The sequence below is a fragment of the Neptunicoccus cionae genome (assembly GCF_014643735.1).
Classification (GTDB): Bacteria; Pseudomonadota; Alphaproteobacteria; order Rhodobacterales; family Rhodobacteraceae; genus Amylibacter; species Amylibacter cionae.
On record NZ_BMKA01000003.1, the window covers coordinates 352,690 to 368,540 of the forward strand.

Annotated in this window: 15 protein-coding genes and 1 riboswitch; of the genes, 5 read left to right on the plus strand and 10 right to left on the minus strand. The window is 58.5% G+C overall.

All coding sequences use genetic code 11. From position 1 onward, the window contains the following. Positions 1-111: 111 nt before the first annotated feature. Together folE2 and metZ are read right to left on the minus strand one after the other, a co-directional pair. A complete protein-coding gene (gene folE2, locus IEX10_RS12610) occupies positions 112-1,242 on the minus strand; it encodes a GTP cyclohydrolase FolE2 (RefSeq protein ID WP_188675786.1) in 1,131 nt (376 codons plus the stop codon). Positions 1,243-1,328: 86 nt separating this feature from the next. Continuing rightward, on the minus strand, positions 1,329-2,504 hold the full coding sequence (metZ, locus tag IEX10_RS12615) for an O-succinylhomoserine sulfhydrylase (protein WP_188675789.1): 1,176 nt from the start codon (positions 2,502-2,504) through the stop codon (positions 1,329-1,331). Positions 2,505-2,580: 76 nt separating this feature from the next. Beyond that, positions 2,581-2,657: riboswitch (SAM riboswitch) on the minus strand. Between the two features lie 182 nt (positions 2,658-2,839). Here metZ and IEX10_RS12620 point away from each other — a divergent pair. Next, positions 2,840-3,535: a glutathione S-transferase N-terminal domain-containing protein gene (locus IEX10_RS12620; protein WP_188675792.1), complete on the plus strand. Its 696-nt coding sequence runs from the start codon at positions 2,840-2,842 to the stop codon at positions 3,533-3,535. Between the two features lie 63 nt (positions 3,536-3,598). Here IEX10_RS12620 and IEX10_RS12625 read toward each other — a convergent pair whose 3' ends face one another. Genes IEX10_RS12625 through IEX10_RS12640 form a run of 4 tightly spaced genes read right to left on the minus strand, consistent with a single transcriptional unit; the run spans position 3,599 to position 6,667 of the window. Further along, a complete protein-coding gene (locus tag IEX10_RS12625) occupies positions 3,599-4,255 on the minus strand; it encodes an alpha/beta hydrolase (RefSeq protein WP_373287471.1) in 657 nt (218 codons plus the stop codon). Further along, positions 4,255-4,887 carry a DNA-3-methyladenine glycosylase family protein gene (locus tag IEX10_RS12630; RefSeq protein WP_188676440.1) on the minus strand — a complete coding sequence of 211 codons (633 nt, stop codon included), beginning with the start codon at positions 4,885-4,887 and terminating at the stop codon, positions 4,255-4,257. The genes IEX10_RS12625 and IEX10_RS12630 overlap by 1 nt, the downstream gene beginning before the upstream one ends. After that, complete coding sequence (locus IEX10_RS12635) at positions 4,884-5,615, minus strand: cobalt-precorrin-6A reductase (protein WP_188675795.1); 732 nt, start codon at positions 5,613-5,615, stop codon at positions 4,884-4,886. The genes IEX10_RS12630 and IEX10_RS12635 overlap by 4 nt, the downstream gene beginning before the upstream one ends. Then, positions 5,612-6,667: a cobalt-precorrin-5B (C(1))-methyltransferase gene (locus IEX10_RS12640; protein WP_188675797.1), complete on the minus strand. Its 1,056-nt coding sequence runs from the start codon at positions 6,665-6,667 to the stop codon at positions 5,612-5,614. Before IEX10_RS12640 ends, IEX10_RS12635 begins: the two co-directional genes overlap by 4 nt. 180 nt (positions 6,668-6,847) lie before the next feature. On the opposite strand from IEX10_RS12640, the gene cobA reads away from it, so the two are divergent. The 3 genes from cobA (at position 6,848) to IEX10_RS12655 (ending at position 10,239) form a co-directional block, all read left to right on the plus strand. Continuing rightward, a complete protein-coding gene (cobA, locus tag IEX10_RS12645; protein WP_188675800.1) occupies positions 6,848-7,699 on the plus strand; it encodes a uroporphyrinogen-III C-methyltransferase in 852 nt (283 codons plus the stop codon). Then, a complete protein-coding gene (locus tag IEX10_RS12650) occupies positions 7,699-8,964 on the plus strand; it encodes a cobyrinic acid a,c-diamide synthase CobB (RefSeq protein WP_188675803.1) in 1,266 nt (421 codons plus the stop codon). Before cobA ends, IEX10_RS12650 begins: the two co-directional genes overlap by 1 nt. Positions 8,965-9,030: 66 nt before the next feature. Further along, complete coding sequence (locus IEX10_RS12655) at positions 9,031-10,239, plus strand: MFS transporter (protein ID WP_188675806.1); 1,209 nt, start codon at positions 9,031-9,033, stop codon at positions 10,237-10,239. A 26-nt stretch (positions 10,240-10,265) separates the two neighbouring features. Here IEX10_RS12655 and IEX10_RS12660 read toward each other — a convergent pair whose 3' ends face one another. The 4 genes from IEX10_RS12660 to cysS all read right to left on the minus strand — a co-directional run bounded on the left by IEX10_RS12660 (position 10,266) and on the right by cysS (position 15,182). Further along, entirely contained in the window at positions 10,266-11,060 is a 795-nt protein-coding gene (locus IEX10_RS12660) for a phytoene/squalene synthase family protein (protein WP_188675809.1), read from the minus strand. Continuing rightward, positions 11,057-12,031 carry an alpha/beta hydrolase gene (locus IEX10_RS12665; RefSeq protein ID WP_188675812.1) on the minus strand — a complete coding sequence of 325 codons (975 nt, stop codon included), beginning with the start codon at positions 12,029-12,031 and terminating at the stop codon, positions 11,057-11,059. Before IEX10_RS12665 ends, IEX10_RS12660 begins: the two co-directional genes overlap by 4 nt. A gap of 39 nt (positions 12,032-12,070) precedes the next feature. Then, positions 12,071-13,693 carry a citramalate synthase gene (cimA, locus tag IEX10_RS12670; RefSeq protein ID WP_188675816.1) on the minus strand — a complete coding sequence of 541 codons (1,623 nt, stop codon included), beginning with the start codon at positions 13,691-13,693 and terminating at the stop codon, positions 12,071-12,073. A 118-nt stretch (positions 13,694-13,811) separates the two neighbouring features. Further along, positions 13,812-15,182: a cysteine--tRNA ligase gene (gene cysS, locus IEX10_RS12675; protein WP_188675819.1), complete on the minus strand. Its 1,371-nt coding sequence runs from the start codon at positions 15,180-15,182 to the stop codon at positions 13,812-13,814. Between the two features lie 247 nt (positions 15,183-15,429). Between cysS and IEX10_RS12680 the strand changes: the two genes are divergently transcribed. Next, positions 15,430-15,843 (plus strand): nuclear transport factor 2 family protein, encoded by a 414-nt coding sequence (locus IEX10_RS12680; RefSeq protein WP_188675821.1) that lies wholly within the window; start codon positions 15,430-15,432, stop codon positions 15,841-15,843. Positions 15,844-15,851 lie beyond the last annotated feature (8 nt).

A 15,851-nucleotide genomic window follows, 5' to 3' on the forward strand; every position in this document is an offset into this window, starting at 1 on the left:
CCACCCGACAAACGGCAAAGCCACCGTCTTCCATTTTCGTCAAATATCCGCAGGGGAAGCGGCACAGCCGCTGGGGCAGCATGCCCCCAACCGCCGCGAAATTTACCACACTCACCCGCGGTGAATCAGGGTTTCAAACATACGCGGGTCCAAGGTGGAGGTCTCAAACATCCCGCCCCGACACAGCACCGAAATCGCGTCATGGCTGTGCAGGCTCTCTTGATGGCTCGCCACCACACGGAAATCCCCAATCCGCGAATCCGCCGCCAAAGCGCGGTAAAACAGGCGCACGGCATCCTCGACAAAAATCGGGTTCGCGGCGTTCATTTCAGCAAAGGCCTGCTCGTCTTCCCGCTTGACCATCACTTGCGTCTCGGTTGGCACGGCCTCATTGCACAAGGCCACGACATCTTCGAACCACAGCACATCACCGGGCAGAACCTCTACAGAAATACGCGCGACTGAGCGCTGTGAGTGGGGTGTCGCCAGTTGTCCGCGCGTGCGGCGTGCATGCTCGGACAGTTCCAACGAACACGGGCAAGTTGACGAATACACATAATCCAGATGCAAAATCCGCGTCTTGGTGCCATTGCGATAGGTCGATTCCAGCGCGATATCGTAATACTGATAACCTTCAAGACCGGAGCGAAGCGATTGTTTTTTCATCGGAAAAGACAATCGCATCTGAATACGTGCATCCAGACTATCCAGATCGCTGACATAATCCCCAAGGGCCGCATCAATCACATCAAAGCTGAACACACTTTCCGCATGGGCATAGAACGACCGCATGATGCGGCTCATGTTGATGCCCTTCTTATTCTCTTCCAGCGACACCGTACCCGTCACAGAAGTCTCCAGCACCATCTCCCCCTTGTCGCGGGTCAGATAGCGCAGCGGCAGGCGAAAGTTGGAAATCCCCACGTGCTGGATCGCGGTTTTGGCACCTTTGATCAGGCTCGCCGGACCGTTCTGCAAATCCGGCAGACCCGCGATATAGGCTTTATCCGCCACCAGATCTTCGGGATAAATCGTGGACAGCGCGGGATAGGCATCCCCCACCCCACGGGCCAGCGCACCGGCGGCCTCGGCCGGTGCCAGATTGGCGAAAGCCGTTACATCATTGCCGGACGCCCAGCGCCGCAAAACCGCCAAGGCCTCGCGTGCGTCTTGTTCCGTCGGGGCGTTTCGCTTGTCCTCGGAAAGGGTTTCGGTCTCAATAGCTGGGTCATGAACATTCATGGATCACCCCTTGGTTTAACCGCAGATGCTGTTTATATGCGCATCCTTGCCAGATTTTCCAGACAAAGTCTCCGGAAAACCGACATCTACCCTGCCAAAGCCGCCAGCATATCGTCCAGAAGATCATCCCGATCCTCCAGCCCGATGGAGATCCGCACCAGACCGTCCGAAATCCCCAATCCGGCCCGCTGCTCATCGCTCAACCGCTGATGTGTCGTGGTCGCCGGATGGGTAACAATGCTCTTGGCATCCCCCAGATTATTGGAAATCCGCACGATTTGCAGCGCATTCAGGAATTTAAACGCCGCATCCTTGCCCCCCGCCAGCTCCAGCGAGAGCATGGTTCCGCCCCGTGTCATTTGCTTCTTGGCAAGCGCCTGCTGCGGATGATCCTCTGAAAACGGGTGCAAAACTCTGGACAGACTTTTGTGCCCTTTCAGCTTGTCAGCCAGATAGGTCGCACTCGCCGCTTGCGCTTCACAACGTAGCGCAAGGGTTTCCAACCCTTTCACCATCACCCAAGCGTTAAACGGGCTCAGCGCCGCGCCTGTGTGCTTGAGATAGGTCTGCAACGGCCCGCGCACAAATTCCTTCGTCCCAAGCACGATGCCCCCAAGACAACGGCCCTGCCCGTCAATGTGCTTTGTGGCGGAATAAACCACCACATCCGCGCCCAACTCCAGCGAGCGTTGGAACACCGGTGTCGCAAACACATTGTCCACCACAACAACCGCACCCGCTGCATGGGCAATCTCGCTGACCCCCGCAATATCAATCACTTCCAGCGTCGGATTGGAGATCGCCTCAAGAAAACAAACTTTGGTGTCAGGGCGCACCGCTTCGCGCCACGCATCCAGATCCGTGCCATCCACCAGCGTCACGTCCACACCGAACGTCGGCAGGATTTCATCAACAATAAACAGGCACGATCCGAACAAAGCCCGCGCCGCCACAACATGATCCCCGGCCTTGACCAGCGCCATCAGCGCCCCGTTCACAGCCGCCATACCGGACGCCGTGGCAAACGCATCCTCGGCCCCTTCAATCGCGGCCATCCGCTCTTCAAACATGGCCACAGTGGGGTTGCCGTAACGGGCGTAGATGAACTCTTCTTCACCCGCCTCGATAAACCGCGCTTCAGCCTGTTCCGCACTGTCGTACAAAAAACCCTGCGTCATGAAAATCGCCTCGGAAAGCTCTCCGAATTGAGATCGTTTCGTGCCAGCGTGAACCGCTTTCGTGCTTGGTTTCCAGTTGTCCATCTCATCATCCTTTTAACGGGCTGCATAAGGGGTCAGCCCAAGAAAAAACCCCAACCGTAACGACGATCGGGGTGCAAATTCATAGACCACGACCTTTTAGTGGAAAGATTAACGTGGCCCACAATCCGGTTACAAATCGCCACGCAAATTCCTTACGCCAGCGGGAAATGCCGGTCAATGGCACAAAAGCCTAAAAACAACGCAAATAAGCTGCCCCACGAAGTTGTGAGCCCGTATCTGACACTCGCATTTGACCGACGCGTCGAGAATTCACTTGATTGCTCTCTTGCACGATCCCCCGCTCCATACCACTCTGCCCCCAAAGGAGAAACCACATGCAAAACCCGATTGACCTCTATTACTGGCCCACCCCGAATGGATGGAAAATCTCCATCGCACTGGAAGAATTCGGCCTGCCCTATAACACCCATCTTATCAACATCGGTAAAGGCGACCAATTCGCGCCCGACTTCCTGAAGATCGCGCCGAACAACCGAATGCCCGCGATTACCGACCCTGAAGGGCCGGACGGCGCGCCAATCTCAATTTTTGAAAGCGGCGCGATCCTGCAATATCTGGCACGCAAAACCGGTAAATTCTGCGGCGAGACCGAACGCCAGCGGATTGAGGTGGACCAGTGGCTGATGTGGCAAATGGGCGGCGTCGGACCAATGGCCGGACAATGCCACCACTTTATCAAATACGCCCCCCACATGGACCCACCGCAGGACCTTCCCTACGCCAAAGACCGCTACCGCGCCGAAACTGCGCGTCTTTACGGGGTTCTCGACCGCCGCCTTGAAGGGCGCGATTTTGTCTGTGACAGTTTTTCGATTGCCGACATGGCAATCTGGCCTTGGGCGAGTCTTTGGGAAGGTCAGGAACAAACGCTTGAGGATAAACCAAACCTCGCCGCTTGGCTGACGCGCTGTGCCGACCGCGAAGGCGTGCAAAAGGGCCGTGCCCATCACGCCGAATTGCGCTCTGACAACCGTGGCAAGGACGCCCAAAACAACCTATTCAAACGTTAGAATGGCAAAAGCCAACCGGATTTTCAGCCGGTTGGCTTTTCCAATTTCCAGGTTCTGACCGGATCAGCCCTTCAGCTTTTCCATCATAAACTGCAACGCCAGACCCAACCCATCCGGCGCAATACCATGGGCTGTGCCTTTGGAAACATGGGTGTAAACTTCAAAATCTGCCCCGCTCAGCACCTCTGCCGCTTCCGGCATAGAGCTTGGCGGCACCACATCATCCATATCGCCGTGGATCAACAGGACCGGCGGCTTGTTCACCACGTCGCCAATAGCTTCGGGCGCCAGCAAACGGCCAGAAAAGCCGACAATACCTGCCAGCTTGTCCGCCAGCCGTGGCCCGACATGCAGGCTCATCATCGTCCCTTGGGAAAAACCAACAAGAACCGTCTGCGCCGCTGTCACGCCCTCGGCTTTCATCGTCTCCGCCAGCCAGTCCCCCAGCAGCGCAACCGCTTCTTCCATACCAGCCCGCGCCGCTTCCTCGGTAGAGCCATCCATGCGCGGGATCGGAAACCATTCAAACCCCATCGGGTTCATCTTGCAGCGGTTCGGCGCATCGGGTGCATAAAACACCGTGTCAGGCATATGCTCTGCCAGTGGATCTGCCAATGAAATCAAATCATTGCCGTCAGCTCCGTAACCATGCACAAAGATCACCAATGATTTTGTGTTGCCAGATTTCGGGGCTCGTTTGTGACTTTCCAACAGCGCCATTATCGTATTCCTTCTCTCTTCTTCACCACGCGGTAATACGCCCACAACAGCCGCGCCGCAACCGCCCGCCACGGCGACCAATCCGCAGCCAGTTCCGCCATCGCCTTTTCCTTAGGGCGTGCCTCAAATCCGAACAGCACTTTCGCCGCCTCCTGCAAAGCAAGATCACCGCTTGGAAACACATCCGCCCGACCGAGCGACGACAGCGCATAGACCTCGGCCGTCCAGCGCCCAATGCCTGTCACACTGCACAAAGCAGCAATAACTTCCACATCAGGAACGCCGCGTAAAGAATTGTAATCCAATTCACTTTCCGCCAAAGCGCGCGTGTATCTCAGCTTGGGACGGGACAAACCGCAGGCCAGAATATCCGCATCACTCGCCAGCAAAACCTTATCACGCCGGTGCAACCCAGCCGCCTCAAGCCGTGCCCAGATCGCACTGGCCGAAGCAGTAGAAACCTGCTGTCCGATAATGGCACTCAGCAACGCCTCAAACCCGTCCGCGTTCCGGCGCAAAGGCAGCGGTCCTGTCTGCGCCAAAGCTTCCCGAAATCGCTCGTCTTTTGCCGCCAGCCAAGCAGCCCCCTCCGCCACATCGCCGTCAGTCTCAATAATCCGCCCGACGCTCACCCTTGCACCGCCAGCCACTCCAGACAGTCCGCAACACTGCGCACAACAGCCGCATCCGGCAGCGCGGGGCGGCGCTGCATCACAACCGGCAAACCTAACTGCCGCGCCGCATCCAGCTTGCTGCGGGACCGCGCACCCCCAGCATTTTTGACCACCAGCCAGTCCACCGCTTCCTGCGTGAAAAACGCCACTTCCTCTGCAATGGAAAACGGCGGACGCCCGACAACAAATTGTCCGCCTGCAAAGGGAAACGCCCGCTGCGGTGGATCAATCACACGGCACAGCAAGCGCCGCCCCGTCATATTTGAAAACTGCGTTAATGTTTGACGCCCCGTTCCCAGAAACACAGTGCGCCCGGCTGGAATAATCCTAGCCACTTCCTCAAAGTCATCAATAAACTGCCAGTCATCTCCTGCCTGCGGCGACCAGCCTTCCCGTTGAAGGATCACATGGCGCACACCAACCCGCGCCGCAGCTTCAGCCGCCTGCCGTGTCATCTGCGCCGCGAAAGGATGGGTGGCATCAACCAACGTATCAATCTGCTCGGCTCGCAGATAGGCCGCCAGCCCGTCAACACCGCCAAAACCACCGACCCGTGTCGGACAGCCCAAATCCACAGGTTCCCGCGTCACCCCCGCCAGCGAAGCCGTCACCTGAACCCCATCAGGCAAAGCCCCGATCAACTCCCGCGCTTGCGAGGTTCCGGCCAGCACAAGCACCCGCTTCACGCAGCACGCCCCAGTATCGCACCGGCACGATCAATCACCACCACATCAATCGCCACATCCGCCCCGCGCAACTGCGCCACCGCCTCCAACCGCGCCAAGCGCGCAATTTCAGCGGCCAAATCAGGTCCCGCAATCGACACCGCCTCCAAAGCCGTATTTGCACCCGAAACATCCGGCAGCCCCAGGCGCTGCGCCACAGCATTCAACGCCGCAAAGTCCACCTGCGATCGGGAGGAATGCAAATCCACCGCCCCCTGCGCCAGCTTGGTAATCTTGCCAATCCCGCCGCCGATGGTCATGCGCGGCACCGGGTTTTTCGCCAGATATTTCAACAACCCGCCGCTAAAATCCCCCATGTCGAGCATGGCATGATCCGGCAAGCCATAAATCCCCTGCACCACCTTTTCAGATGTTGCCCCTGTACAGCCCGCCACATGCTCCTGCCCGCCGGCACGGGCCACATCCACGCCACGGTGAATAGACGCAATCCACGCCGAACAGGAAAACGGCCGCACAACGCCAGTCGTCCCCAAAATCGACAAACCGCCTTTTATCCCGAGCCTCGGATTCCACGTCTTCAACGCAATCTCCGCACCATCCGGAATGGACACCTCAATCACCACATCAGCACCCCGCCCGAACTCTGCCGCCAGCGCCTCGACCTCGGCGCACATCATCTGGCGCGGCACCGGATTGATCGCTGGCTCTCCGACGCCAATCGGCAACCCCGCTTTGGTGACAATGCCAACCCCTTCGCCCGCTTTAAAGACGATACCGCCATCCGATGCAGACACCCGCGCAATTACCAATGCGCCGTGGGTCACATCCGGATCATCCCCCGCATCCTTGGTGATGCCAACTTCCGCCCAACCGTCCCCAAGCTCCCGATGCGCCAAAGGAAACACCGGCGTCTCGCCGCGTGGCAGGGTGATCCCGACTTCATTGGGAAACCCGTCCCCCCACAGCGCCAGCAACGCCGCTTTCACAGCGGCGGTCGCACAAGCACCAGTGGTCCAACCACGGCGCAATTCGGATGCGGGTTTACGAGCCATATCATACAGGTAAAACCCGCCCCGCGCTTTTGCAATTGATTAAACGCGCGCAACCCGCCCCCGCGCGACCGCTTCAATGTTCCTCAAATACTCACCCGCCTCCCGCAGGTTTCGCATTTTCCCGCATTTCAGTCGCAACCCGCCTTGCGAGACAACACCCTTCGGGTCCATAACCCAACCATGACATCGAATCCTCTCCCCAAGGGCGACTGGCCCGAATTGGAACCCGGTTGGGTCTGGCTCTGCGGCGCAGGACCGGGCGATCCGGGCCTGCTCACACTTCACGCATTGAACGCGCTGCAACAGGCAGATGTCATCGTCTATGACGCGCTGGTGGATCAGCGTATCCTCGACTGGGCCAAATCGGCCGCCATACTGGAATATGCGGGCAAACGGGGCGGCAAACCTTCGGCCAAACAACGGGATATTTCCCTGCGCTTGGTGGAACTCGCCCAATCCGGCCAACGGGTACTGCGTCTAAAAGGCGGCGATCCCTTTGTCTTCGGTCGCGGCGGCGAAGAGGGCCAAACACTCGTCCAGCACGGCATCCCGATCCGCATTATTCCGGGCATTTCCGCTGGTATCGGCGGTCTTGCCTATGCCGGTATCCCCGTCACCCACCGCGACGTGAACCAGTCCGTTACCTTTGTGACCGGGCACGATCAGTCCGGCGAGACACCTTCATCCCTGAACTGGCGGGCGATTTCCCAAGGCTCGCAGGTTCTGGTGATCTACATGGGCATGAAACACATCGCGCCGATCGCCGCCGAACTGCTGGCCGCGGGTCGCCCTGCGTCCGAACCCTGTGCTGTGGTGACAAATGCCACCACACCGGAACAACAGGTGCTCGAAACCACCCTTGGCACACTGACCGATGATCTCGCTGCCTCCGGCCTGACACCGCCTGCAATCATATGCGTGGGCCGCTCTGTCTTGATGCGCCAGACGCTCGACTGGATGGCTATGGCCAAGGGCGAATCCCCTCGCAATACCGACCCCCTAGGCAGAGGCCGCCCCGCAGAGGCCTCCTGATGCGCGGTCTCATCCTGTCCGCACCGGGTTCGGCCAGCGGCAAAACCACCCTCACACTCGGCATCTTGCGGGCGTTGAAACTTCGTGGCATCGCAGTCCGCTCTGCCAAATCTGGCCCCGATTACATCGACCCGCGCTTTCACGCCGCCGCCAGCGGCACCGAATGCCTGAACCTTGATGCTTGGGCCATGACACCGGACCGCATCCGCAGCCTTGCAAGCGGCCCCGACCCCCTGTTGATCGAAGGCGCAATGGGCCTGTTTGATGGCGCCCCGCCGGACGGTAAAGGCGCCACTGCCGATCTTGCCCGCATCCTGAACCTGCCTGTTGTCCTGATCCTTGATGTCTCCCATCAGGCCCAATCTGTCGCTGCCGTTGCCAAAGGCTTCGCCACGCTAGATCCAAACGTCAAAATCGCAGGCATCATCCTTAACAAAGTCGGCTCGCCCCGCCATGAACGCATGGTCCGCCTCGCCCTCGCGCCACTGAACATTCCGGTGCTCGGCGCAGTCCACCGCCAGACAGGGCTGCAAACGCCGTCCCGTCACCTCGGGCTGGTTCAGGCCGTTGAACACCCCGACCTTGAGGCGTTTCTGGATCAAGCGGCCCATATAGCGTCTGACGCGATCGACCTTGACGCCCTTTTACAGCTGACCGCCCCCCTTGCCGTCCCTTCCACTACCGCACAAGCCCTTCCCCCACCAGCACAACGCCTCACCATAGCCGCCGATGCGGCCTTTGCTTTCGCATATCCACACCTATTGCAAGACTGGCGCAAACAGGGCGCGGAACTCGCCTTTTTCTCCCCTCTTGCCGATGAAGCCCCGCCACCAGCCGATCTGGTTTTCCTGCCGGGCGGCTACCCCGAGCTGCACGCCGGAAAGCTCTCAGCGAATGCACAGTTTATTAACGGCCTGCGCGCAGCACCGGCTGTTTATGGCGAATGCGGCGGCTACATGATGCTTGGTGACGGCCTGGTTGACGCTTCGGGCAACCGCCACCAAATGGCTGGATTGTTGCGACTGGAAACCAGCTTTGCCAGCCGCAAACTGCACCTTGGCTACCGCAACCTCACACCCCACGGTGGCCCTTGGGCATCCCCGCTCAGGGCCCACGAATTTCACTATGCAACAACCCTCAGCGCAACGGGCGACCCCCTGTTCGACGCAACAGATGCGGAAAGCACAGCGCTATCCCCGATGGGGCTGCGCGCCGGATCCGTTACAGGTTCCTTTGCCCATATCATCGACCGCGCCGCCAGCTAAGGCAAACTACACCACAGGTTAACTATCCGCTTGGCTTCCCCTGAAAACCAAGCTACCGATCTGCCCATGACAGATTCCATGACATCATATGCCAAACGCAACGTATTGATCCTGATCATTGCACAGGCCGTTCTTGGCGCGCAAATGCCGCTCCTGTTTACGTTTTCCGGGCTGGCGGGGCAGAAACTCGCCTCCAACATCTGCTTTGCAACCTTGCCGATCTCGATGATTGTCTTCGGCTCGATGACCACGGCACCATGGCTGTCCCAATTCATGCAGCGCTTCGGGCGCACGGCAGGTTTCCTGCTGGGTGCAACAGGCGGCGCGGCGGGCGCATTGGTCTGCGCCTATGCGATCTACATCAGTTCGTTTGGCTGGCTCCTTGCAGGGTCCTACCTGACTGGCATTTATATGTCTGCCCACGGGTTCTACCGCTTTGCCGCAACCGATCTGGCATCTGACGATTACCGTCCCAAAGCGATCTCTTACGTCATGGCCGCAGGGTTGCTGTCAGCCGTGATCGGCCCGCAACTGGGTGCTGCCAGTTTTCAGGCGATGGCCATTCCCTTCCTCGGCGTCTACGCCGCAGCCTTCGCGCTTAACTGCATCGGCTTTCTGATCTTCCCCTTCCTCAAATCCTCAGCCGTGCCGGTGGACAAAGACAAACCCTATACAGGGCGCACCCGCACGGAACTGCTGAAAAACCCGCGGATCGCCACGGCCATCATCTGCGCTATGGTTTCTTATGCCCTGATGAACCTTGTGATGACCTCCACCCCCCTTGCCGTGGTAGGCTGCGGTTTTACCGAAGGCGACGCGGGCAACATCGTCACCGCCCATGTCTTTGCCATGTTCGCCCCAAGCTTCTTTACCGGCCACCTGATCGCACGTTTTGGCGTGGAAAAGATCATGGGCACCGGACTGTTCATCCTGATGTGCGCCGGTTTGGTGGCATTGGCAGGTGTGCAGCTCAGCAACTTCTTCATCGCCCTCGCCCTGCTTGGCATCGGCTGGAACTTCGGCTTTATCGGCGCCACCGCCATGCTCGCCACCTCTCACACCCCTGAAGAACGGGGCAAGGCGCAGGGCATGAACGACTTTCTGGTGTTTGGTCTGGTTACAGTGGCCTCACTCGCCTCGGGCGGTCTGATGAACTGCTCGGGCGGCAGCGTCATTCAGGGGTGGAACGCCGTTAATCTGGCGATGATCCCCTTCCTGATGCTGGCCTTCGGCGCACTCGTCTGGCTCGCCATGAACCGGCGCAAAGCAGCCTAAAACAGGCTTCAATGTTCCATAAATACTCAGAACCGACCGGTTGCTGCCAGTCCCATCAGCCGCAGCCGTTTACCAGCATCCGACCGGCCGAGCATCCCTGCCCCAACCAGCGCCGGTTCGCGGACTGCCTGACGCAAAACCCCGCGCGCCAACCAGCCAGTCCGCAAGGCAGCGCGTTTGGGCCGCGCAACGCCTTTTAACGCCGTTTTTGCAGCATCCATCTGCGCAAGCGCCTTCCCCGCCAATGCAGATACACCCTGCGCGGTCCCGTCCACCAACGGATAGCGGTTTGCCGCCTCCAGCGCAGGGACTGCTTCCAACAAACCAGCAGCACCACAAGCAGTGCCATACGCATTAGCAGCCTTCAGAACCGCCGCGTCCCCCTGCCCGTCCATCGCTTGCACAGCCAGCGCCATCAAACTGCCAGCCGTGCCATCCAGATAGGACCAAAGTGCTGCGTCATCGGCATGCGGCTCCTTGTAAATATCCCAGCGCCTCGCTGCGATCAGGGCATCAAACGGCCCACGCGGCAGATCCCTGCGCGCCACAAGTTCAGCCAGCGGCGTAACCACCTGATGCCTGCGCACTGTTGCGCCGGTGAAAATTTCTTCCACCGCATCAATCCACCATTGCAGGCGCATCTCTGCGATCATCGGCTCTTCCGTCACCCAAGGGGCGCGCGCAACTTCTACGTTAAAGGCATAAAGCACCATCAGCGCATCCCGATCAGCGCCATCGGCTGTCATTGCGGACAGAAACCGCATTGGATCTCCCGAATGGACGGTTTCAGCGCAACTGGCAATGTCGTCTTGCAGGCTCATTCAATATCCCTGATAAATTCGGCAGCACGGGCCGCAGTCTCGGGCTGTGACATGACATCCAGATGACCGACACCTTCCAGCAGCAAGTAGCTACCCTGCGGATTGGCACCAGAGAGCACCGGTTCAAACTGATCCGCCTTAAAGGCTTCATCCTGCGTCCCTGCGATCAACAGAAACGGCGGCAGCGCCGCAACATCCGCAAGATAATCCCCGCGCGGCGCATAAGAGGTATTCAATCGATAGGAATAAGCCCCTGTCATCGTCTCGGACAGCGGACCTTCAGGCAGGGTAAAGGTAATCGCTGTCAGCCCGTTTAACGCCTTGATCCCCACAGTATTCAACATGCTCAGACCGATCACACGGCGGGTCAGCACCTGCGCCCAACCACCAGAGTTCTCGCGCATGGTGGGTGCGTTATATTTCAGGTAAGGCGCCAGCAGCACCGCCCCATCAAGAGCATCTCCGTAGCGGCCACCAGCATAGCGCACCACCAGCCCCCCGCCAGATGAATGCCCCATCAGCACCAGTTTTTGACCATTCTGACGATAGACGGCCACCAGATCGGCAAGGTCATCTTCCAACTGACCGATATAGGCCACATCGCCCTTTGGCGCAGGGTTAAGACCATGTCCCCGCAGGTCCGGCACCAGAACTTGCGCACCCGTCATAGCAGCGATTTCAGCCGCCAGTCCGTCATAAGCCGCACCATGCGCGCCCGAGCCATGCACCAGCACAACCAAAGCAGCTTCCGCCCCCTGTCCTTCATGCACACGCACCGCCAGCTCCACCCCGTCCCGCGCAGTATAGCGAACAGGCTCCACCGCATCATTGCCAATCCGCAGCTTGTCGAAATCAAGGCTCTCGCCCTTGGCGGGTGCTGGCCGTTGGGACAGGATCAGTCCGCCCGCGATCAGCAGGTAAATAACAGCCGACCCCAGCGCAAAGCGCATCACTGTCAAAAACACGTCCATTCCAGACCTCCCCGTTATCCCACGCCTTGCAGCAACAGCCTAAACCGCCACCGCCCCATCGCGCAGCAGCTTCCAGTTGATCGCATCCACCAGCGCCTCGAAACTCGCATCTACAATATTGGCCGACACCCCGACAGTAGACCAGCGGCGGCCTTCGCCGTCCTCTGAATCGATCACAACACGGGTCACAGCCTCGGTGCCGCCATTGGTGATCCGCACTTTAAAATCCACCAGATGCATGTCGTCGATAATCGCCTGATACGGGCCGAGATCCCGCTCCAGTGCGCGCCACAGGGCGTTAACCGGACCTTGGTCATTGCCGCTGTCATCCATAGACTCACTGGCCGAAAGGTGCTTTTGCCCGCCAATATTCACTGCCACCACAGCTTCTGACAGGGTTCTGCGTTCCATCCCCGGCGCTTTGGCCCGCTCCACCGTTACACGGTAACGCATGATCTCAAAGAACCGGGGCAGTATCCCCAGCACCCGACGGGCGAGGATCTCAAACGAGGCCTGCGCACTGTCATAAGCATATCCCTGATCCTCGCGACGTTTAATCTCGTCGAGTATTTCCAGCATCTGCGCCCCCTCCGGCGCGGCGATCCCAGCATCCTTTAACCGTTTGCGCAGGTTGCTTTGCCCCGCTTGGTTGGACATGGGAATGATCCGCTGATTGCCTACCAGTGACGGGTCTACATGTTCGTAAGTCGTCGGGTCTTTCAGGATCGCGCTGGCGTGTAGCCCCGCCTTATGGGCAAAGGCGCTGGCTCCCACATACGCCGCCCATTTATGCGACACGCGGTTCAGAATATCATCGAGCATCCGGCTAAGCTGGGTCAGGGATTTCAGCCCCGCTGCCGAAACGCCGGTATCATAAAGACTGGCATAGGGTTCTTTCAGCAGCAAGGTCGGTATCAACGCCGTCAGATTGGCGTTGCCACAGCGTTCGCCCAGCCCGTTCAACGTACCTTGGATCTGACGCACCCCCGCGTCCACGGCAACCAGCGTGTTGGCCACAGCCATTTCAGTATCGTTATGGGTGTGTATCCCCAAATGATCGCCCGGAATACCCGCCGCAATCACAGCCTTTGTTGCGCTGCGAACTTCATCTGGCAAAGCCCCGCCATTGGTGTCACACAAAACAATCCAGCGCGCGCCCGCATCATAGGCCGCTTTGGCCGCGTTGATCGTATAGTCGGGATTGGCTTTATACCCGTCAAAGAAGTGTTCGCAATCAAACAGCGCCTCGCGCCCTTGTGCTATGATATGGGCAACACTCTCGCGGATGTTGTCGAGGTTTTCGTCCAGCGAGATCCCCAGCGCCTTGGTCACATGAAAATCATGGGTTTTGCCCACCAGACAGACCGCGGGCGTGTTGGCGTTCATCACCGCCGCCAGAACATCGTCATTCGCGGCAGATCGACCAGAGCGTTTTGTCATCCCGAAGGCCGTAAAAACCGCCTTATCCAACGTTGGCGCTGCATCGAAGAAATCGCTGTCGGTCGGATTGGCACCGGGCCAACCGCCTTCGACATAATCAATCCCCAAGCGATCCAGAGCAGTCGCGATACGGGTTTTATCCTCAGCGGTGAAATCCACCCCTTGGGTCTGCTGCCCGTCCCGCAAAGTTGTGTCGTAAAGGTAGAGCCGTTCTTTGGTCATAGCGTCACCTTAAACTTAAAACTTGGCCGTGCGCCGCACGGCCTGCGCCGACCTCCCCCATGGGAGGCGCATTCGCGCCACCCGAGGTCTGCACTGGCCTGTGTTGCGAAACCCTTCATCACGCCAGCCCTTCCAGTTTAGAGGCATCAAAGCCCACTGCCGGTTCCAGCGAGATGCCCTCTTTAGACATCCGCACGCTGACACCCGCCGCAGTCAGTGCCGATTTCAAGGCGTCGACCTGCGCAAAGTCTTTGGTTTCCATCGCCTTGGACCGCAACACAGTCATTTTCGCTTCCAACGTACCAAGCAATGGATCACGATCACTGGCCCAATCAGGAATATCGCCGTTGAGCAAACCAAGTGCCCGTAGACTTGCCCGCAAAGAGGCTACATCATCCGCATGGGACAGCTGGTGCATCTCGGCTAACGCCCCAGCGGTGTTAAGATCATCCCCCAATGCATCAAGAACCGACTGGTTCGGCTCTGCAGTGTCCAAAGCCTGCGCCGCCTGCGCATACCACTTCCGCAAAGTCGCCTCAGCCTCTTTCGCCTTCTTGTCGGTCCAGTCCATTGGCTTGCGGTAATGGGTGCTCAGGTACACGAACCGGATCACCTCACCGGGGTAGCCCTGTTCAATCAGTTCCCGCACACTGAAGAAGTTGCCCAAGGATTTGGACATTTTCTTGCCCTCCACCTGCAGCATTTCATTGTGCATCCAAACCTGCGCGAAATCGTCCTCCGACCCGCAGGCACAGCTTTGTGCTTTTTCGTTTTCGTGGTGGGGAAAGGCCAGATCCAGCCCGCCGCCGTGAATATCAAACCGATTGCCAAACAGCGCGTCTGACATGGCTGAACATTCGATATGCCACCCCGGACGGCCATAGCCCCAAGGGCTCTCCCATCCGGGCGTTTGCGCGTCAGATGGTTTCCACAGCACAAAATCCATCGGATTGCGTTTATAAGGGGCGACTTCGACCCGCGCCCCTGCGATCATATCATCCACTGACCGCCCCGACAAAGAGCCATAATTCTTGTAAGACTCCACCGCGAACAGCACATGACCCTCTGCTTCATAGGCATGACCCGCTTTGATCAAGCCTTCGATCATGGTGATCATTTCCGGAATATATTCCGTCGCCCGTGGCGCATGGTCGGGCTCCAGATTGCCAAGTGCGCCCATGTCGTCCAGATACCAGCCGATGGTCTCATCCGTGATCTCGCGGATGGATCGCCCTGTTTCTGCCGCGCGGGCGTTGATCTTGTCGTCCACATCCGTGAAATTCCGCGCATAGGTAACGTAGTCAGGGCCAAATTCCTCGCGCAACAGCCGATACAGCACATCAAACACAATAACAGGCCGCGCATTACCAATATGGGCGCGGTCATAGACCGTCGGCCCGCAGACATACATCCGCACATCATCGGCTTTGAGAGGCGTGAACACCTCTTTCTTGCGGGTCTTGGTGTTGTAGAGTTTGATCGTCGTCATAGGTCGTCCTTGCGCACGCAGAGCAGTCTTGCGGCGGACCTAGCATTTCAAATCACTTTTAGGAATAGAGAAGCCGCCCGCCTGACACTGTCAGCGGATAATACAAATGCAGCAGATAATGCTCTGGTTTCTCATGGGTGCAGTCTTAACCACCCCCAATTCAAACGCAAGTCCTGTTTGTAGGGGCCGCTGCATGGACGATTTCTTTGGCGGCTGTTAGGTTGCGCCAACTTCATAAGGATATCAAATGCGCCTCCTGAATAAAGACGAGATCGTTAAACTGGCCAACAGCTATGCTAAAGCCTGGACAGCCCACGACGGCGCGGCTGTTGCCGGGCATTTTGCAGACCACGGCACGGCAGAAGTGAATGGTGCAGAACCCGTTAAGGGCCACGCCGCCATCGCAGAGCTGACCACGGCTCTGTTTGAAATGTTTGCGGATCTGCACATGATGTGTGACGATATCCGTATCTCGGGCCATAATGCCGTAGTGACGTGGACGTTCTATGGCCATCACGCGGATAACGCCAAATTCGCCAAGATAAGCGGTTGGGAGGAATGGACCCTGACGGACGACCTGAAAATCGCCCGGTCCCGCCGATGGTATGATCCCGAAGACCTTATAGAACAATGCGGAGAGGCGGCCGCGCAAATGAACTAAACCGGAAG